The 19,274-nt window shown below is 38.3% G+C and carries 17 protein-coding genes; 6 read left to right on the plus strand and 11 right to left on the minus strand.

Annotation, left to right across the window (positions count from 1 at the left end):
• Positions 1-150 precede the first annotated feature (150 nt).
• Positions 151-1,494, plus strand: a complete 1,344-nt coding sequence (locus QOL71_RS07895; protein ID WP_283416387.1) for an ammonium transporter — start codon at positions 151-153, stop codon at positions 1,492-1,494.
• A 160-nt stretch (positions 1,495-1,654) separates the two neighbouring features.
• The gene (locus QOL71_RS07900; RefSeq protein WP_283416388.1) at positions 1,655-2,986 is read left to right on the plus strand and encodes a hydroxymethylglutaryl-CoA synthase family protein; all 1,332 of its coding nucleotides are present in this window, start codon (positions 1,655-1,657) and stop codon (positions 2,984-2,986) included.
• A 97-nt stretch (positions 2,987-3,083) separates the two neighbouring features.
• Here QOL71_RS07900 and QOL71_RS07905 read toward each other — a convergent pair whose 3' ends face one another.
• Positions 3,084-4,001 (minus strand): helix-turn-helix domain-containing protein, encoded by a 918-nt coding sequence (locus QOL71_RS07905; RefSeq protein WP_283416389.1) that lies wholly within the window; start codon positions 3,999-4,001, stop codon positions 3,084-3,086.
• A gap of 208 nt (positions 4,002-4,209) precedes the next feature.
• Between QOL71_RS07905 and QOL71_RS07910 the strand changes: the two genes are divergently transcribed.
• The 3 genes from QOL71_RS07910 (at position 4,210) to QOL71_RS07920 (ending at position 7,719) form a co-directional block, all read left to right on the plus strand.
• A complete protein-coding gene (locus tag QOL71_RS07910; protein ID WP_283416390.1) occupies positions 4,210-5,736 on the plus strand; it encodes an aldehyde dehydrogenase family protein in 1,527 nt (508 codons plus the stop codon).
• 324 nt (positions 5,737-6,060) lie between these two features.
• Positions 6,061-7,095 (plus strand): alcohol dehydrogenase AdhP, encoded by a 1,035-nt coding sequence (gene adhP / locus QOL71_RS07915; RefSeq protein WP_283416391.1) that lies wholly within the window; start codon positions 6,061-6,063, stop codon positions 7,093-7,095.
• A gap of 234 nt (positions 7,096-7,329) precedes the next feature.
• Positions 7,330-7,719 carry a DUF779 domain-containing protein gene (locus QOL71_RS07920; RefSeq protein WP_283416392.1) on the plus strand — a complete coding sequence of 130 codons (390 nt, stop codon included), beginning with the start codon at positions 7,330-7,332 and terminating at the stop codon, positions 7,717-7,719.
• Between the two features lie 135 nt (positions 7,720-7,854).
• Here the strand turns inward: QOL71_RS07920 and QOL71_RS07925 are convergent, their stop codons facing one another.
• Entirely contained in the window at positions 7,855-9,069 is a 1,215-nt protein-coding gene (locus QOL71_RS07925) for a dicarboxylate/amino acid:cation symporter (protein ID WP_283416393.1), read from the minus strand.
• Between the two features lie 149 nt (positions 9,070-9,218).
• Here QOL71_RS07925 and QOL71_RS07930 point away from each other — a divergent pair, with 149 nt between their 5' ends.
• Positions 9,219-10,469, plus strand: a complete 1,251-nt coding sequence (locus QOL71_RS07930) for a CinA family nicotinamide mononucleotide deamidase-related protein (protein WP_283416394.1) — start codon at positions 9,219-9,221, stop codon at positions 10,467-10,469.
• Between the two features lie 40 nt (positions 10,470-10,509).
• On the opposite strand, the gene QOL71_RS07935 is transcribed toward QOL71_RS07930, so the two are convergent.
• The 9 genes from QOL71_RS07935 to QOL71_RS07975 all read right to left on the minus strand — a co-directional run bounded on the left by QOL71_RS07935 (position 10,510) and on the right by QOL71_RS07975 (position 19,264).
• Positions 10,510-11,253, minus strand: a complete 744-nt coding sequence (locus QOL71_RS07935; protein ID WP_283416395.1) for a dienelactone hydrolase family protein — start codon at positions 11,251-11,253, stop codon at positions 10,510-10,512.
• A gap of 11 nt (positions 11,254-11,264) precedes the next feature.
• Positions 11,265-12,458, minus strand: coding sequence for an MFS transporter (locus QOL71_RS07940; RefSeq protein WP_283416396.1), 1,194 nt, complete (start codon positions 12,456-12,458; stop codon positions 11,265-11,267).
• Positions 12,458-13,450: an alpha/beta fold hydrolase gene (locus QOL71_RS07945; RefSeq protein ID WP_283416397.1), complete on the minus strand. Its 993-nt coding sequence runs from the start codon at positions 13,448-13,450 to the stop codon at positions 12,458-12,460. Before QOL71_RS07945 ends, QOL71_RS07940 begins: the two co-directional genes overlap by 1 nt.
• Positions 13,451-13,528: 78 nt before the next feature.
• On the minus strand, positions 13,529-14,059 hold the full coding sequence (locus QOL71_RS07950; protein ID WP_283416398.1) for a hypothetical protein: 531 nt from the start codon (positions 14,057-14,059) through the stop codon (positions 13,529-13,531).
• A 156-nt stretch (positions 14,060-14,215) separates the two neighbouring features.
• Complete coding sequence (locus QOL71_RS07955) at positions 14,216-14,629, minus strand: DUF6157 family protein (RefSeq protein ID WP_283416399.1); 414 nt, start codon at positions 14,627-14,629, stop codon at positions 14,216-14,218.
• Between the two features lie 27 nt (positions 14,630-14,656).
• The gene (locus tag QOL71_RS07960) at positions 14,657-15,493 is read right to left on the minus strand and encodes a GIY-YIG nuclease family protein (RefSeq protein WP_283416400.1); all 837 of its coding nucleotides are present in this window, start codon (positions 15,491-15,493) and stop codon (positions 14,657-14,659) included.
• 3 nt (positions 15,494-15,496) lie between these two features.
• Complete coding sequence (locus tag QOL71_RS07965) at positions 15,497-17,068, minus strand: sodium:solute symporter (protein ID WP_283416401.1); 1,572 nt, start codon at positions 17,066-17,068, stop codon at positions 15,497-15,499.
• A 478-nt stretch (positions 17,069-17,546) separates the two neighbouring features.
• Entirely contained in the window at positions 17,547-18,704 is a 1,158-nt protein-coding gene (locus tag QOL71_RS07970) for an MFS transporter (RefSeq protein ID WP_283416479.1), read from the minus strand.
• A gap of 170 nt (positions 18,705-18,874) precedes the next feature.
• Complete coding sequence (locus QOL71_RS07975; RefSeq protein ID WP_283416402.1) at positions 18,875-19,264, minus strand: hypothetical protein; 390 nt, start codon at positions 19,262-19,264, stop codon at positions 18,875-18,877.
• Positions 19,265-19,274 lie beyond the last annotated feature (10 nt).

The raw sequence follows: 19,274 nt of genomic DNA on the forward strand, positions 1-19,274 counted from the left end.
AAACTGATGCCTTGTTGTTTTTAATTTTTCAGGATATTAGTAACTGTGAGTGTATTTGTTTTTATTAATGAAAAATTAAGGGTTTGATTTTGAATTTTTATGATTATTTGAAATTAACCCCATATATTTGCAGGGTTAAATTCAAAATATATGAAAATTGAAAAACGTTGGGTGATTTCATTTGTGATAATTAGTCTCATTTCAATTGCGGCATTATTCTGGCCGGAACAAACTTCTTTGCCAAAACCCGGGACTTTTCTAAAAGAGGATAATATTGTAGGTTCTGATGTAGCCTGGATCCTTGCTTCTTCCGGATTAGTTTTGCTAATGACACCAGGTCTTTCTTTCTTTTATGGCGGAATGGTTGGGAAAAAGAATGTCATTTCTACGATGTTGCAAAGTTTTATTGCCCTCGGTGTGATTAGTATTCTTTGGGTTGTTGTTGGATTCAGTTTGTCGTTTGGCGATTCAATTGGGATTAAGATTAATGGCGAGCATTATGGATTGATAGGGAATCCCGGTTCATATCTGTTTTTTAACAATGTTGGTGTTTTGCCCCACAGTCAGATGGCTTCAACCATTCCTTTTATTTTGTTCGCATTATTTCAAATGAAATTTGCGGTGATTACTCCGGCTTTGATAACCGGTTCATTTGCAGAGAGAGTAAGATTTATTTCTTACTTGCTGTTTATGGTTTTATTCAGTTTGATTATCTATACACCGCTTTGTCACATGGTTTGGCATCCGGACGGCTTGTTAAATAAATATTTCGGAGTGAAAGATTTTGCGGGAGGAACTGTCGTTCACATGAGTGCAGGATTCGCTGCTTTGGCCGGAGCTATGATGATTGGAAAACGAAAAAATCCGCACCACGAACCCTCTAATATTCCGTTTGTGATATTAGGAACTGGAATGCTTTGGTTTGGTTGGTTTGGTTTCAATGCTGGTTCAGCTTTATCAGCTAATGCAACAGCGGCAATGGCATTTGGAACAACAACGGTTGCTTCTGCAACAGCAATGCTGACCTGGATCTTCTTTGACAGGATGAACGGAAGAAAAGTGTCTGCTCTAGGAGCTTGTATCGGCGCGGTTGTTGGTTTGGTCGCCATTACGCCTGCTGCTGGTTTTGTGACAATTCCTCACGCCATTTTCATAGGTTTCATTTCAGCGATTGTCTCCAATATGATGTGCAATTGGAAAAAACTGAAAAAAGTAGATGACACTTTGGATGTTTTCGCCTGTCACGGCGTTGGCGGAATTATGGGAATGATTCTCACAGCAATTCTAGCTCAAGGCGAAAACGCAAGTCTTCTTCATGGCGGATTTGAAGTGTTTGCACATCATATGATGGCGCTGGTTTTGGTTTCCGCATTTACATTTTTAGGATCTCTGATTTTATATAAATTAACGGATATGATAATTCCTTTGAGAGTTGCGGAAGATTCAGAAAATATCGGTCTGGATTTATCACAGCATGATGAAAGCTGCATTTAATTAGAAATTTGATTTTGATATGAAGAGAGCCTCGTTTGTTTTTTTAACAGCGAGGTTTTTTATTGATGAGAAATTACTTAAAATAATTCTTAATTTTATGCCATAAATACAACTTAATTCCGCCAAAAAATCTCTAAATTCGTGTCTTAAAATTTTTAAGATGACGAAATTTGGTGTGGATGCGGCCAGTTTTTATGTGCCTTCTTTATATTTAGAAATCAAGGACCTTGCAGAGAAAAGAGGAATAGAACCAGCAAAATTGGAAAAAGGTTTGGGGTTGCATAAAATGGCTTTACCCGATGTTCATGAGGATGCCGCAACTTTTGCCGCAGAAGCTTTACTTAAATTAATAAAAGATTATAACATCAATCCGAAAGAAATCTCAAGAGTTTATCTGGGAACAGAAAGTGCTTTGGATGCTGCAAAACCAACAGCAACTTACGCCGTTCAGATGGTGGAAGAATTGCTAAGTGGCGAATTTGGAGAAAGAAGCTTCAAAAACTGTGATGTTGTTGATATGACTTTTGCTTGTGTAGGTGGAGTTGATGCACTTCATAATTCTTTGGATTTTGTAAGAGCTAATCCTTTGAAAAAAGCAATTGTCATCGCCAGTGATTATGCAAAATATGAGTTGGCGTCGTCCGGAGAATATACGCAGGGTGGAGGAGCAGTGGCACTTTTGGTTTCTGCCAATCCGAGATTGATTGAGATTGATAATAATTGGGGGGTTGCAACGGAAAGCGTTTTCGACTTCTTCAAACCGAGACGTCATCATTCTAAATCTGAATTGAATTCAGCTCCGGAAAACTATCCGGACAAGATCGAAGTTTTTACAGATGAGCCGGTTTTTGATGGTCAGTATTCCAATCAATGTTATCAGGACAGAATCCGTGAAGCTTACCAACATTATAAAGAGCAGACTTTTACAGTGAGACCTTACGAAGATTGGAGGTATCTGATTTTCCATTTGCCTTATGCTTTCCACGGAAAAAGGGTTTTTACCGAGATTTATAGTTTAGAAAATCATCTTGATTTTTCTGATGCCGAGAAGCAAAAAGCGATTGCAAAATCCGAAGATTATATCAACTTCATCAATGAAAAAATTGAGAAATCTCAAAGGGCTTCTTCTGAAATTGGTAATATGTACACAGCTTCCATTTTTATGGCGCTGTTGTCTGCACTACAAACTTCGTTTAATGATAATGAAGATTTAACAGAAAAAGAAATTGGCTTCCTGGCTTACGGAAGTGGCTCAAAATCAAAAGTTTTTGTAGGGAAAATTTCTCCTGAATGGAAATCTGTTGTAGAAAAATGGAATGTTTTCGAAAGCCTGAAAAACAGATTAGCAATTGATTTCGAAACTTATGAAAAATTGCATCGCAAACAATTAGATTCTTCTGTTAATCCAAATTATAAAGGATTCGGATTGACAAGAGTTGAAAAAGAAAGTCCGGTTTTGAAAGGTGCGAGATATTATTCCTATCAAAACTAAAAATTCCTTAGGCAGAATATCAAAAATCGAAGACGAGCAAATATCAATCTGCTCGTCTTCTTTTTGAAAATATCTATAACTAACTATTATATTCAATTTAAAATAACTTCTTGGTCTGAAAGATTTTAGGAGTAACACCTTCCATTTGTTTAAAAACCCGGATAAAGTAGTTGGTGTCAGAAAAACCTGTGCTAAAAGCGGTTTCACTTACAGAATTATTCTGGATCAACAATTCTTTTGCTTTCTTAATTCTCTCCTGGGTGATATATTCGTTTGGAGAGAGTCCTAATTCTTCTTTAAACATCTTGAAAAAGTTAGATTTACTCACATAAGCCATTTTCGCAATGGTATCGATGGATAATTTTTGATGCAGATTTTTCTTGATATAATCTGCAACAAAACCTATTCTCGATTTATTTTTCAGGGTGTTTTTCTCAACCAGGTTTCTTGCCTGTGTTTGCATCAGCCTGATCAAAAGTTCCTTCAAAGCAAAATCTGCAATAACATCTTTATAAGAATTGTCATCCATTGCAATCCTCATAATATTATTGGTTGCAGAAGCTAAAGCTTTGCTGTTAAGCAGGTAAAATTCATCCAGGGAAATATTCCATTGAGAAGCGTCGTCCACTTTTTTTGAATTGAAGTTCAATAAGTCAAGCGATTCCTGCACAAATTCCGGGTTCAGGGTCAAAGAAATACATTGTGAAACATCTTTGTCAGCGTCCGGAAAATCAATAATCATGGTTTCTCCAGGAGCAACCAAAACACTTTCACCGGGAAGATATTCAAAATAGCTGGTCTTATCTTGAAGCTTCATCCATTTCTTTCCTCTCAACATCCCTGTAAACGCCAAATGCTCAAAGTGCAGTTTTACATCATATGCACTTTGATGTGTCTCATAGATACTGAATTCACAATTATTTAAACTGAACTTGGTCTGGTTTTCTACCAATGTGCTCAGTTGATGTTCCTGTGTCAGATCAGGTTTGTTAAGATGAAAATGATTAGGATGCATTGCTCAAGATTTTTATAACATCTTGTCTTTCAAATATAACAAAATTTAAAATACGATTGATATAAATTTTTCATAACAAACTATAAAGAATTATAAATAGAGAATTATCCTATTTTTTTGGAGAATTGTGCTAGTCTGTTTGTTTAATATCAGGTTAACTTAGTCTTAATCAAACGTTAACTGATTATTAATTAAAAAAACAGATATTATGAGTACAACAGTAGAAAAACAAAATTCGACTACTTTAGCCTGGCCAGAGTTTAAAACAAAGTACGATAATTACATTGACGGAAAATTTGTTGCATCCGCAAGCGGGCAATATTTTGATGTCGTTTCTCCCATTAATGGAAAAGTATTTACACAGGCGGCCCATTCTAACAAAGAAGATTTGGAAAATGCTGTAAATGCCGCAACAGAAGCTTTCAAAACTTGGAAAGACACATCTCCAACAGAAAGAAGTATTATTCTAAACAAAATCGCCGATAGGATCGAGGAAAATCTCGAATACATCGCAACAGTCGAAACGATCGATAATGGAAAAGCGGTAAGAGAAACTCTGGCTGCGGATATTCCTTTAGCGATTGACCATTTCAGATATTTTGCTTCGGTTATCAGAGCGGAAGAAGGTTCACATAATGAATTGGATAAGGACACCGTTTCATTAATCGTTCACGAACCGCTTGGCGTCATTGCGCAAATCATCCCTTGGAATTTTCCAATCCTGATGGCTGTTTGGAAGTTAGCTCCGGCTTTGGCTGCAGGTAACTGTGTCGTTCTGAAACCAGCAGAAAGTACACCAATTTCTATTATGGTTTTGATGGAATTGATTGGAGATTTGCTTCCGGCAGGAGTTGTAAACATCGTGAATGGTTTCGGCGCAGAATTAGGAAGAGCTTTGGTAACCAATCCAAAGGTAAACAAAGCCGCTTTCACTGGTTCTACAGCAACTGGACGTCTGGTAATGCAATATGCAACAGAAAATATCATTCCTGTGACGTTGGAATTGGGAGGAAAATCGCCTAATATTTTCTTCAATTCAGTGATGGATGCAGATGACGAATTCTTGGATAAAGCCATCGAAGGTGCAGTTCTTTTTGCATTGAATCAAGGCGAGATTTGTACTTGTCCGTCAAGATTATTGGTTCAGGAAGATATCGCAGATGCTTTCATCGCAAAAGTAATCGAAAGAACCGAAGCCATCAAAGTCGGAAATCCTTTAGATAAAACCGTGATGATGGGTGCGCAGGCTTCTAAAATCCAGAAAGATAAAATCGAAGGTTATTTGAAACTCGGTAAAGAAGAAGGAGCAGAAGTGTTGACTGGTGGAGAAGCCAATCACATCGAAGGATTGGAAGGCGGTTACTACATCAAGCCAACCATTTTCAAAGGCAACAACAGGATGAGAATCTTCCAGGAAGAGATTTTTGGCCCGGTGTTGGCGTTCACGACTTTCAAAGATGAAGCGGAAGCTTTAGAGATTGCCAATGATACTATTTATGGTCTTGGAGCCGGCGTTTGGACTAGAGATGCGCATCAGTTGTATCAGATTCCTCGTCACGTGCAAGCGGGTAGAGTTTGGGTCAATCAGTATCACGCCTATCCTGCTGGCGCTCCTTTTGGAGGTTACAAGCAATCAGGCGTTGGAAGAGAAAATCACAAAATGATGCTCGACCACTACCGTCAAACCAAAAATATGTTGATATCCTACAACAAAAACAAATTAGGATTCTTCTAACCGATTAAAATTATTTTTCTCGTTGATTTTACAGATTATCATATTATAAGTTATTAAATCAGCTTGATTTGCCTAATCAGCGAGAAACTATAAAAATAGTTGTGTTTTTTAAGGGCGTGCCCGCTTGCCTTGGCTAAGTCCAGGGCGGCGGTCGGGCTTTCCAGGGCTCCTCCGCCTCTGGCGGATCCGGTGCTCCGCTGCGCTCCGCACTCTCGCCTGCGGCGAGACCCTTACAATCCCTCACGCAAATGACACATTGAATAGAAATTTGGAACATCAAATAACAATAAAAACAACAATAATTAACCATTTAAAAAGTAAATTATGATTCCAAAAACAATGAAAGCGGCCGTTGTACAAGGTTACGGACAGCCATTGAAAATTATGGAAGTTCCGGTAAGAGAGCCCGGACGTTATGAAGTATTAGTAAAAGTAATGGCCTGTGGTGTCTGCCATACAGACTTACACGCTGTGGACGGTGACTGGCCTGCAAAACCAAAGATGCCCTTGATCCCTGGACATGAGGGTGTAGGTATTGTGGTAGCCTGCGGTCCGGAAGCGATGGTGAAAGAGGGCGATGCAGTTGGCGTTCCTTGGTTGTATTCGGCTTGTGGATGCTGCGATTACTGTATCACGGGTTGGGAAACATTGTGTGAAGCTCAGCAAAACGGAGGTTATAGCGTAGATGGCGGATTTGCAGAATATGTGATTGCAGATTCCAGATATGTGGGACATTTGAAAGATAATGTGAACTTTCTGGAAATCGCGCCTATTCTTTGCGCTGGTGTAACTGTCTATAAAGGTCTTAAAGAAACCGAAACAAAACCAGGTGAATGGGTTGCCATTTCCGGAATTGGTGGATTAGGACACGTTGCTGTACAGTATGCAAAAGCAATGGGAATGCATGTTGCAGCAATCGATGTTGCAAATGATAAATTGGAACTGGCGAAAAAACTAGGCGCAGACTTGGTTGTGAATGCAAAAGAAACTGATCCTGGAACTTATCTTCACAAAGAAGTCGGAGGGATGCACGGTGCCTTGATTACCGCTGTTTCTCCAATTGCTTTTAAGCAGGGGATAGATGTTCTAAGAAGAAAAGGGACTATTGCACTCAATGGATTGCCGCCAGGCTCTTTTGAACTCCCGATTTTCGAAACCGTTCTTAAGAGAATTACGGTGAGAGGTTCTATTGTTGGAACCAGAAAAGATCTTCAGGAAGCGCTTGATTTTGCCAACGAAGGTTTGGTAAAAGCTACCGTTACTTCTGCAAAATTGGAAGATATCAATGATGTTTTTGACAAGATGAAGGCAGGACAAATCGACGGGCGTATCGTTCTGGACATCGCTGGACAAAATTAATTTATTGTTATTTGTGTTTTTGAGCCCGGCAGATTTTGTTTGTCGGGTTTTTAATTAAATTTAATAAGGAATATTTTTATAATCGCAGAGGCGCAAAATGGTTAATTTATTGATGCTTTTAAGTCGCAAAGTATTCGAATGGTATAATGAATCTTCGATTTTTGCGGCTTGAAACAATTTAATAGACAAATTAAAATTGCGCCTTTGCGTTTAGAATAATAATTTAAAAAAAATATGGAAACCAAAGATAAAATCGCAAGACTTTCCGTAACCGAAAAAGCTTTGGAAGTGATTTGGGAACTGGAAAAAAAACACGGGGAGCTGATGTTCTATCAGGCCGGTGGCTGTTGCGAAGGGACACAGCCGCAATGTTTCGAGAAAGGTGGTTATTTCCCAAGAATGAATGACGCCATGATTGGAACCATCAATGGACACGAGTTCTGGATAGATCGCGACCTCTTCGAATATTGGAAATATTCTCATTTCACTCTGGATGTTCTGGACGGATGGGGACCTGGCGGATTTTCTTTGGAAACGCCTTTGGGCAAAACCTTCAAAGTTCATTATCGATTGTTTACGCCGGAAGAACTGGAAAATCTGGAGCCTGTGAAGCGAAGTGAATAAACGACGAATTGCCAACTAGCCCCGATGGAAGCGGCATCCTTTTTTTGTTTTCTGATTCTCATTTCTATCGGATTGACAAATGTTGTGAAAACAAAAAAGATATAGTGGACAGTGGGATAAAGGTCCTAAAAATATTTAAACAACTTCCGTTTTAACAAATTTGGAAACAATCATACTTGCAAGAATATTACCAACCGAGTTGAGAACAGTTGCTGGTGGGTCTACCAAAGTTCCGATAATAATAACTGCGGGGACAACATCGGGCGGGATTTTGTAAACCGAGATCATTAGCATCTCGCCAATATAGCCGCCATTTGGGATTCCGCCGGCGACGGCGCTTACGAAAACTGTGATTCCGAGAGCCATTATGAGATTCATTGGTTCGAAGAAGTTCCAGCCAAGTAATTGGAAAGCAACATAAATCTTGATAATCGAAGAAATCGACGAACCGTTTTTATGAATCGTAGTTCCAATGGGAATTACAACGTTGGCGATTGAAGCAGGAACGCCCATTCTTTTGGCAGCCTCAATCGCAACAGGCATTGTCGCCAGACTGCTACACGTACTGATAGCAGTTGCAGTTGGTAAAAGACTTTCTTTCCAAAAAGCTTTTACGCCATTTCCTGATTTCCAAATAAAAGCATAAAGACTAAAAAATACGATGAAGTAAATAGTTCCGGCGATGTAATATAACCCTAAAGGTTTGGCATAAAATCCGAAAAGCTGAGGTCCGATGGTTCCTACTTGATAAGCGAAATAAGCACCTAATCCAATTGGAGCGACTTTCATTATCAATAACAAAAGCTGTTTCATTACTTCGTTGCCAGAAAGGATGAAGTTTTGGAATAGTTTTCCTTTTTCTCCCGACTTTCTGATGGATATTCCTACTAAAAACGAAAATACCAGCAATGCTAACATATTCTGTCTCGAGAACAAATGATAAAACTCACTGACAGTGAAGAATCCTACAATCTGGTCATTGATATTGGCATTATTCTGGAGATTTTCTGATATAGTTTCGCTGATGTTTTTCGGAGTTTCGGTTGGAAAAAAATAGACCATTATGATACAAAACGTGGCCGAAATCAAAATGAAACTTAAAAAAGTCAAAGCCATTGTTCCGATGATTTTGCCCAGTTGATTTTGTTGTTCGATGCCGGAAATGGCTGAAACAATCGCAAAAAACACCAATGGAATTACCGTTACGAATAGCAAATTCAAGAAAATGTCGCCAATAGGTTTCAGATAAGTCACGAAGCCAGGAGCGAAAATCCCAACAAGACTCCCGATGAAAATCCCGATGAGAAGCAGAATAATGTTGCTGTAGTTGTTCCAGAAAGACGATTTCATTTCCCAATTTTAACCAAAGATAATTAATTCTTAACCACAAAAGAAACAAAAGAAAGTAAAGGTTGACAAAAGCTTTTGTTACTTTTGTGGTTTAACAAAAACTTTTTATTTTGACTTAAGTAATAGAATTATTTCCGAGATTTGTCTCTATGAAAACAGCAGTTCTGATTACTATCGGCGACGAAATCCTATCGGGAAATACCGTTGATACCAACTCCAATTTTATTGCAACGCAGCTCAAAGAAATTGGAATAAAAGTGCTTTCTATTTTTACAATTCCGGACGAGGAGCAGGCGATTATTTCCACTTTAGGAATGGCTTTTGAAATGGCTGACGTGGTTTTTACAACCGGCGGATTGGGACCAACGAAAGACGATATTACCAAAAAAGCTTACGCCAATTTCTTCGAAGATGAAATGATTTTCTCTGACGAAATATATGAACATCTAAGGGTTTACCTCGAAAAAAGAAAACGGCTCTGGATTCTGGAACATAACAAAGACCAGGCAATGGTTTTGTTCAAAGCAAAGATTTTTCTCAACTATTTCGGAACGGCACCTTGTATGGTTTTGGAGAAAAATGGAACTTATTGCTTCAGTTTGCCGGGTGTTCCCTACGAGGTAAAACCTTTGGTTAAAGACCAGATCATTCCTTTCCTGAAAGAAAAATTATCACTTGACCATATCGTAACCAGAATAGTTTCTGTGGTTGATATCCCGGAAAGTATTTTGTCAGAAACGATTGAAGAATGGGAATTTGCTTTACCAAAACACATCAGCTTATCTTACCTGCCAGTTGGAACAAGAGTGAAATTGAGATTGACAGCTTCCGGAACTTCTCAGGAATTGCTGAATGCAGAACTGGAAAACGAAATCACAAAGCTGTTTCCTTTAATCGGAGAAAATATCATTGCTACACAGGAAGATAAAATCGAAAAAATCCTTGGCGAATTATTAGCGGATAAACAACTGACAATTTCCATTGCGGAAAGTTGCACAGGCGGAGAATTAGCTCATTTGATAACGTCGGTTTCCGGAAGTTCTAATTACTTTCTGGGAAGTGTTGTGACTTATGCCACCCAAATGAAAATCGACATTTTGAATGTCAATCCCAAAACGGTTGAAGAATTCACGGTCGTAAGTGAACAAGTTGCTTCTGAAATGGCAATCGGTTGTCAGGATTTATTCAAAACCAATATTGCAGTTTCTACAACTGGCGTTGCTGGCCCATCAAAAGGCGAAGATGGAAAAGATGTCGGAACGGTTTTTTATACGATTAGAATCGGAAATGAAGAAGTAACTTCTAAGTTATTTCTGCCACATTTGGAACGGCTGGATTTTATGCATTTTGTTTCGCAAAAAGTAATTCAGGACATTGTTTCTTTATTGATCAAAAAATAAAAAAAGACAGCTCAAAGGCTGTCTTTCTAATATCTGATTTCTATTTCAAAATTTCTTTCAAAAAAGTCAAAGTGTGATTCCAGGCGCGTTTTGCCATTACTTCATTATAATCCGCAGATTCCGGACTGGTGAATGTGTGTTTTGAATTGGCGTAGGTGATGATTTGAAAATCCGTTTTTCCGTTTTTAAGTTCAGCAATCAGATTGGTCATATCTTCAGGTTTTACGCTTTCGTCATCGGCAGGATTCTCTACCAAAACTTTGGTTTTTATAGGGACGTTTACTCGATCGTTGGCTTTTGCCAATCCACCGTGGATAGAGACAACGCCAGCTACTGGAAACCCAGCTCTGGCAGTTTCCAAAGCACCGGTTCCACCAAAACAATAACCAATGACCGCAATTCTTTCAGGATTTGTACCTTGTTTTTTCATTTCTTCCAAAGCAACAGAAATCCTTTGCTGATAAGCTTTGTAATCCTGCTTGTATTGTCCTGCGATTTTTGCAGCTGCAGCGTTGTCAGAAGGAATGTTTCCTTCGCCATAGATGTCGGCCACAAACGCAATATAACCTTGCTTTTCTAATTCGATTGCAGCATTTTTTGCTTCATTGTCGATGCCTTTCCAGGCGGGTAAAATCAAAACTCCGGGAAGTTTTTTTCCTGTATTGGAAGTTACTAATCCATTCAGTTTTTGGTTTCCGTCTTTATAAGGCACGGATTTTAATTGCTGAGCTATTCCGGTCTGGATGCCTAACAATACTGTTAATAATGTTAATGTAATTTTCATAATATTCTTTATTATTGATTTGATTTTGATTTAAATGTTTTGAAGATATTCATCAAAAATACGATTAAACTAAAGATGACCAATTGTAACCCGACATAATGCCAGCCGCCGAGTTCCCAGCACTTCAAACCGATAAATGTTCCGATAGCGCCGCCGGCAAAATAGGAAGTCATATAAATGGTGTTGATTCGGCTATTCGCTTTTTGGTCTAATCTGTAAATCAATGCAACGTTTGTCACCTGAATGGATTGAACACCAACATCGATAAAAATAACAGCTAAAATAATTGATATCAAATAATTTGGAAAAAGAAAGATAATAACTGAGCCCGCCAACAAAATAATACTTGCAATCAGTTGTGTTTTGCCGGAACCGCCTTTATCAGACGCTTTTCCAATCATTGGTGCAACTAGTGCGCCTGCAATTCCCAGCATTCCGAAAAGTCCGATGGTGTCAGAACTGTATTGGTAAGGTTTTTCGACTAAAAGAAATGTCAAAGTCGTCCAGAATGAACAAAAAATAGAAAATGCAATTCCACCCATCAACGCTAATAATCTCAGTTGTGGAAATCTTTTTAACTGATAAAATGAGGATGAAATCAATTTAAAATAAGAATCACTGAAGTTTGGTTTGACACTAGGTAATTTGAAATAAACGAAAGCTAATGACAAAATTGTGAATCCAGCCGAAATATAATACACCATTTTCCAATTGCTCCATTCGGCAATGTAACCGCTGAAAACTCTTGCCATTAATATCCCGACAAGAATTCCGGTGAAAATAATCCCGACATTTTTTCCTTTTTCATTGCCCGATAATTCGGCAGCCATTGGCAAAATAACCTGCGCTGCAACGGCAGTCAAACCAAGCAATAAACTGAATAAAAAGATGAAATAATAATTGGAAACAATTCCGATTCCTGCAAGAATACAGAATAATATAGCCAGCAAAATCAGGATCAGTTTTTTACGATTAACTTTATCGCCTAGCGGAACCAAAGTCAATAATCCTGCGCCATAACCGACCTGTCCCAAACCAACCATAATGCCCATTTTACTTTCGGAAACTTTGAATGTCTCTGCAATCTGATGCAGAATCGGCTGTGCGTAATAGATATTGGAAACGCAAATCCCCGCAACGACAGCCATTCCGAGAACCTGAAATTTGGAAAGTTGAGACTCGGAGTTTAAAGAAATGTCGCTCATTATTTTAAAAATTCTTTTAAAGGTTGGATGAATCGGTCAAAAACCTCGATGTGTGGCAGATGTCCTACATTGTCCAGTTCCACCAGTTTGGAGCCTTTTATTTTCTGTTGCGTAGCTTTGCCTAACAAGTCGTATCTTCCCATTGAGTCAGCCACTTTTTTATCTTTCACATTGGCTTTTCCAATCGCTGTTCGGTCTCTTGTTCCGATGATTAATAAAGTTGGGACATTCAGGTTTTGAAATTCATAAACCACAGGTTGCGTGAAGATCATGTCAGAAGTTTTGGCATTCACAAGAGCGACTTTTGGATAATCCGGTGATTTGGTCCAGCCTGTCAAAAGGTAAACCCATTCGTCATATTCGGGTTTCCATTGGTTGTCGTAGTAGAAATTACTTTGATATTTTTTGGCGGATTCGTAATCGGCTTTCAGTTCGGTTTCGTAATTTTTATCGATAGAAGTATAAGGCGCAACCAATTTCCAATCTTCCAAACCGATTGGGTTTTCAAGGATTAATTTCTCCACCATTTCAGGATACATCAATGCAAATCTTGTTGCCAGCATTCCGCCCATCGAATGTCCGAGAAGATAGATTTTATCGATTTTCAATTCATCCAAAACGGCTTTCGTATTTTGAGCCAATTGCTGAAAAGTGAATTGATACTCCGTCGGTTTGGACGATTTGCCGAATCCAATCTGGTCAGGAACAACGACCCGAAATCCTTCTTTGGTCAATGCCTGAATCGTTGTTTTCCAATAAGCACCATTGAAGTTTTTGCCGTGAAGCAGAATAACCGTTTTCCCATTGGCTTTTTCCGGTTTGATGTCCATATACGCCATCTTCAAATCCTGATTTTGACTTTTGAAATCAAGGAATTGAACTGGATAAGGATATTGATAATTTGTCAGCATAATATCCGGAACCGGACGTTTTTCCTGACTTAATAAAAGAACTGAAATAATAAAGAATGTGAGGGCGAAAAACTTTTTCATAAAGCAATAATAAAGCTTTTCTGCAACAATAATGGTGCCTTGCAGATTGATTAATACATTGCGGATGATTCATAGAATCTAACTCAAGGCTTCAATACATTGTTCACGGACTTGCCATAATTCTTCCAGGGAATATTGGATTTGAGGATTTTTCGCAAGCCAGTTACTGAGATAATTTTTATGAAATTCGATTTTGAATTGGTTGATTTGATGAGGTTCGATTTCGATTTCCTCCATAAGATCGTCAATAAAATCATTTTCTGACGAATTCTTTTTTGTGAAATCCAGAATCTGATTTTTGAATTTCAGATAATTATGCGCTTCCGATTTGATTTTAGGCGTATTGTTTCCGCTCATCTTGAAAATTCCGAGAATCAATTTAAAATCTGTCTGATTATTTTCTTCTGCTAACGTTTTCAGAATGGCGTGTTTCGTACTGCAAGTTCCACATTCATCAATGAAAACTGTCGCAAGATTATCTTTGTTGAGGTTTCTTCGGTAAGGTAAATTTCTGATAAACTCTGAAACCGAAAGAAAATTTGAACATTGATTTTTCAGGAACAATTGCGAGATTTCGCCATTAGAATGGATTTCAAAATTGTAATTCATTTGATAATTTTAAAAAAAGACACTTCTAATATTAAACTTTAATCGATGCCAGGCTGAGCGGAATCAAGGCTTTATACAATGTCAGGCCGAGCTTGTCATGAATAACTAATAAAATACGCATTGTCAGGCCGAGGCTCTCGAAGCCCTCCAAACAAATTACCTTTTAGACTTCATCGCCTTAACCTTTTTCACAGCATTATCTTTCAACAGTTGCTGATATTCCTCCGACTCAGCAGGAATCAACCTGACTTTCGAATCCTCATTATGAAAAATACCGAATCCATTTTTCTTGGCCAATGGCGACGTGCGCAAACAAGCTTGTCCTTTGGAGAAAAACTTTTGTTTTTCTTCCTCCAATTCTGAGGGCGAAATGTCATTTCTTTCCACAAAAATATCGAATAGCAATTCGTCGGAAGTATATTTCAAAGGATGTTTGGAAAGTTTTTCGTATTGATAATTGGCAATCGTCTTTTTATCATTTTTCACAACCGGAATCACCGATGCAGAAACCGGAGAATCTTCTGCGATTTCTATGAGGGTGTTGGTGTAATTGGTTGTGTGGGTTTTCACTAGGCTTTGTATTTTAAAAATTAATAATTAAAGAGTTTCTATACTTTTTAATATTCTTCCATCGCTAGTTTTCCATTCTGTTAATCCGTTAGCACTTCTGCCCATTACCACTGCGGCGGCGTAAGAAGGACTTGAAAATATGAAATCTTCCATAAATTCATTATCTATTATTATTCCTTTTCTTACTAATTCCTCTCGTAAATTTTTCAATGTTCCAGATAAAGATGGTGTATGCGAAGCTGCCATTTTAGATCCTTTTAAAACTAAAAATCCTTCCGAAGTCTGTTCTCCAATTGCTTCGCATCCTCTTGTTGCTGAAATATATAATAACTGCTTATCAGTGGACGAACTAGATTGCTCACGCTTGTCTTCAAATACTTTATGACCCAATGTGTTAACCAAAATAAAGATATAATTAAGAAATTCTTCCATTTCAGCTCGATCCGATTCAGAAATCGAAGACTGAGTAGGAATACAGCCATTTTCTAAAATATATCTTTTAGTTTTTGTTGCAGTTTCGTGTAATCTATTTTCCAAATATTTTATGTGAGCCTTGTTAAGGTTTTCATCCTTACTGGTAAATACGATTGCTTCATTCCAAAAATCCTTGCTTGAGAGATGTTGATTTAATCTTGTAAAAACATTTTCTGCTTCACCTATATAAACCAGATCTTTATTATCTGCATTTTTGCCTAATAACAGATAAATTCCTGTAGACATTAAATCCTTTCGATCAATACATTCTTTTATTTTGATTCTGGGAATTTTGTACGCTTTACCTGTCCAATTTGATAATTCACAGGACATTGTTCCATTGGGATCACCATCAATTAAGAATATTTTTATTGTTTTTCCAAAAGCCATAATTTAAATCAACTCAATGTTACTATTAGACCTCACCAACCATAACCCAACAAACGTCAAAAATCCATTCAGGATAATCAGCTCCACACCAATTCTGTAATCCGTGTTATTCGTTACCAGATAATTGATCAGATAAGTCACTACAGGCGCCAAAATCGTCACCGCCAAAATCGAATATTTCTTTGTGATTTGATATTTCGTCAAAATACCGAAAGCAAACAGTCCCAACAGCGGCCCATAAGTATAACCCGCTATTTCCATTATCAGGTAAACAATTGACTTATCATTCAACGCTTTGAAAACCATTATCAAGACAAAGAAAATCACTGTAAAAGTCAAATGAACTTTCATTCTCAAACGTTTCTTTTGTTTCTCGGTTTTTTGCTGGTCTTCGTTCAGGTTTAGCAAGTCCACACAATAAGAACTCGTAACGGCTGTCAAAGCCCCGTCAGCAGAAGGAAACAGCGCCGAAATCAAACCAATAATGAAAACCACAGAAAGTGCCATTGGAAAATGATTCAGAGACAACGCAGGAAATAGATCGTCCCCCATTATATTTTTGATTTGACCGGCAGAATCCTTGAATCCAAAAGTATTCGTAACCACTTCTTTTCCATCCACCATCGTCGAGATTTGTCCGTAATCTGCACCGTGCTGCATTGCAAAAAGATAAAGCAGACCGCCTAAAAACAGGAACGCCAGATTCACAAAAAGCAGCGTTCCGGCAAACGTCAGCATATTCTTTTTCGAGTTTTTCAGGTTGTCCACAGAGATATTTTTCTGCATCATTTCCTGGTCCAGACCCGTCATCGCAATCGTGATGAACATCCCGCCCAGAATCGTTTTCAGGAAAAATGTTTTGGAATTAATATCCGTATTGATAAAATGCGTGTACTGCTTCTGCTCCAGAATCGTGAAAGCTTCTCCAAAAGACAGGTTAAGATTGGATAAGATATAAACAATGCACGCAAAAAGACTGATAATCATAAATGACGTCTGCAAAGTATCCGTAATTACAATCGTCTTCACACCACCTTCAAACGTGTAAAGCAGAATCATCAGAAGCAGTACAAAAGCCGTTACCCAAAACGGAACGCCCAGACTTTCAAGTAAGAAAATCTGAAGAATATTCACCACCAGATACAATCGCGCAGTCGCTCCGATCGCTCTCGAAATAATGAAAAATACAGAACCGATTTTATGCGCCTCCACATTGAACCGTTTCCCCAGATAGGTATAGATCGAGGTCAGATTCATCCGGTAATAGAGTGGGAGCAGAATGCCAGCAACAATGAAGTAGCCGATGAAAAACCCGATCACCATCATATAATATTCAAAGCCGCCGTATGGATTTTCGCCTCCCAAAAACTTCCCGACCGTTCCCGGAACCGAAATAAAAGTCACGCCGGAAAGCGACGTCCCGATCATCCCAAACGCCACCAGCCACCATTTGCTTTTCTTGTTTCCGATAAAAAAAGACTGGTTGTCGGAGTTACGACTCGTAAAATAAGAGATGACCAAAAGCCCGATAAAATAGGCAAAAACGAATAATAATAAAACTGTTCCCGGATTCATTGTTCAGATTTGAGTGGAACAAAAATAGTTTTTTTATTGATTTGTGAAGTAATTAATTACGGAGAACGCATCAGCCTGTGCACAATCCGACCAAATGCCACATCGATCAAATAAAATCTAAAAAGTCAAGACGTAATTTAATATTCTCACGATGTTGCCGGATATTTTTACGATGTGATAATATATTCTTCCATTGTAACTGGATATTCTGGCATTGTAAAGAGATATTCTCGTGATGTGAAGTTACATTTTTGCAATGTGATTGAATATTATTATGATGTAAAAGTATATTCTTGTCTTGCGACTGAATATTCTTCCATCCGTAGACAATATTTTCGTTACTGCAAACAATATTCTTACAACTACAGTTGACAAAGTCTTCGAATCAGCTCCGTAGGAGCGCTCTAATCAACAGAATCCCAGCTTTGTAGGAGTGACCTAATAATGATATTCCAAACGAAAAAAAACTAAACAATCATTATCTGTTCGGAAGCATTTTCTTCACAACAATATAAAGAAGAATAGCTGACAAAGCCAGAACCGCAAAAGAACCATACCACAAACTGTCAAATCCGAATCGGCTCACCACATAAGTTCCCAAAAACGGTGTAATGATAAACGAAAACGAAAAAGCAATCCCATTCAGTCCCATATAGGCGCCCTTGTTACCACCTTCCGAACGCAGCGCCGTAACGGTTGACATAAACGGAAGCGCCCAGATCTCTCCAACACACAAAACGGTCATCGCCACAATCAGCCAGGAGATATTACTCCCGAATACCATCATCAGGTAAGATAATCCGGACAGAAAAACACCGGCAAACAGAATCTGCGGAATCTTCATTGTCCTTTCAGCAATGCTTACCAAAGGCATTTCCAGCAATACGATGATGAAACCGCTGTAACCCAGGATGAACCCAATCGTGCTCTGGCTCAGCTTGGCAACATCTTTATAAAATAGCGGGATTGTATTGAAAAACTGGAAAAAACAGATCGCAAACACAGTACACAAAAAACTGTAAACCAAAAACGGATAATCCCTGTAAGGGGATTTTCCTGTTTCTTTAATGACTTCAGCAGTTTCAGATTTCTTTTTCTCCCGGAAGATTTTATTCCGCTTTCGGAAAAAGATAACGTAGATAATTCCTGCAATCATAGCTCCACAGAAGTTCACAACGAAAAGAAAATTATAGGATATCCCGGAAAGGATTCCGCCCAAAGCCGGGCCGATAGAGAATCCAAGATTGATCGCCATTCTGTTCAATGAAAAAGCTTTCGTAAGGTTTTCAGGTCTTGCGTATTTGGTAATCGCCACAGAGTTAGCCGGCCGGAAGGTATCACTGATTGTACTTTGAAGAAATATCAGGACAGCCATCATCTCAACACTCGGAAAAAAAGGAATGATGAGGAATATAGGCGCACTGAGAAACAAGCTCCAGGTCTGGATATAATATTCCCCGAATTTATCCGTCAAAAATCCTCCCAACCACGATCCGGCAACAGAACCAATGCCATAAAAGCTTAAAACGATTCCCGCATGTTCCAAAGAAAACTTCAAATGGTCTGTCATATAAACACCCAAAAACGGCAATACCATTGATCCGGAACGGTTGATGAGCATCACAATGGACAGCATCCATGCTTCTCTGGAAAGGCCTTTGAAAGTGTTGATGTAATAGTTGAGGAATTTCACTGGAACAATTTAGATTGCAAAAATATTACTTTGTTCCTACATTCAGAATGAATTTTAAAATAAATAAAAAAGACTTACCAAATTTCGATAAGTCTTCTCTTTCAATTATATAGTTAGTTTTTGGGAATTGTTTTTTTGAATTCTTCCAGGGTAGCTGTGTTTGGCAAACCTTGGCTATTACTTACTTTTGAGATATTAGTTATTATTTTTTTTCTGTTTGGTATACTTGCAAGCATCTCTTCTGTACTGGCAGTATTTGATAGCAGTTTACCGGGAGTGGCTTTCGATACAGAATTTGAATTTTGTTTTTTTTGATCAAGCCCTTGTTGAGAGGCTAATTTTCCATTAGAATCGGATTTCGTTGCTTTTTGAGATTCATTCATCTGGGCAAATTTACCTAAAGTTTCCTGTATATCGCCTTGCTTTTCCTCCTGCTTGTTTTGCTGTGCAAAAGTTAATGTGCTTCCTGCTAATATTAGAATTGTGATGTATAATGTTTTCATTTTGCTTAAT

Origin of the sequence: Epilithonimonas pallida (assembly GCF_900182975.1) — a bacterium.
Lineage (GTDB): Bacteria > Bacteroidota > Bacteroidia > Flavobacteriales > Weeksellaceae > Epilithonimonas > Epilithonimonas pallida.

What these genes read in the sequence shown, in the direction of transcription:
- QOL71_RS07975 (WP_283416402.1), bottom strand. Translation starts at nt 19,264, where the DNA reads ATGAAAACATTATACATCACAATTCTAATATTAGCAGGAAGCACATTA.
- QOL71_RS07910 (WP_283416390.1), top strand. Translation starts at nt 4,210, where the DNA reads ATGAGTACAACAGTAGAAAAACAAAATTCGACTACTTTAGCCTGGCCA.
- QOL71_RS07940 (WP_283416396.1), bottom strand. Translation starts at nt 12,458, where the DNA reads ATGAGCGACATTTCTTTAAACTCCGAGTCTCAACTTTCCAAATTTCAG.
- QOL71_RS07900 (WP_283416388.1), top strand. Translation starts at nt 1,655, where the DNA reads ATGACGAAATTTGGTGTGGATGCGGCCAGTTTTTATGTGCCTTCTTTA.
- adhP (WP_283416391.1), top strand. Translation starts at nt 6,061, where the DNA reads ATGATTCCAAAAACAATGAAAGCGGCCGTTGTACAAGGTTACGGACAG.
- QOL71_RS07920 (WP_283416392.1), top strand. Translation starts at nt 7,330, where the DNA reads ATGGAAACCAAAGATAAAATCGCAAGACTTTCCGTAACCGAAAAAGCT.
- QOL71_RS07925 (WP_283416393.1), bottom strand. Translation starts at nt 9,069, where the DNA reads ATGAAATCGTCTTTCTGGAACAACTACAGCAACATTATTCTGCTTCTC.
- QOL71_RS07945 (WP_283416397.1), bottom strand. Translation starts at nt 13,450, where the DNA reads ATGAAAAAGTTTTTCGCCCTCACATTCTTTATTATTTCAGTTCTTTTA.
- QOL71_RS07935 (WP_283416395.1), bottom strand. Translation starts at nt 11,253, where the DNA reads ATGAAAATTACATTAACATTATTAACAGTATTGTTAGGCATCCAGACC.
- QOL71_RS07930 (WP_283416394.1), top strand. Translation starts at nt 9,219, where the DNA reads ATGAAAACAGCAGTTCTGATTACTATCGGCGACGAAATCCTATCGGGA.
- QOL71_RS07895 (WP_283416387.1), top strand. Translation starts at nt 151, where the DNA reads ATGAAAATTGAAAAACGTTGGGTGATTTCATTTGTGATAATTAGTCTC.
- QOL71_RS07960 (WP_283416400.1), bottom strand. Translation starts at nt 15,493, where the DNA reads ATGGCTTTTGGAAAAACAATAAAAATATTCTTAATTGATGGTGATCCC.
- QOL71_RS07950 (WP_283416398.1), bottom strand. Translation starts at nt 14,059, where the DNA reads ATGAATTACAATTTTGAAATCCATTCTAATGGCGAAATCTCGCAATTG.
- QOL71_RS07905 (WP_283416389.1), bottom strand. Translation starts at nt 4,001, where the DNA reads ATGCATCCTAATCATTTTCATCTTAACAAACCTGATCTGACACAGGAA.
- QOL71_RS07965 (WP_283416401.1), bottom strand. Translation starts at nt 17,068, where the DNA reads ATGAATCCGGGAACAGTTTTATTATTATTCGTTTTTGCCTATTTTATC.
- QOL71_RS07970 (WP_283416479.1), bottom strand. Translation starts at nt 18,704, where the DNA reads ATGCTGTCCATTGTGATGCTCATCAACCGTTCCGGATCAATGGTATTG.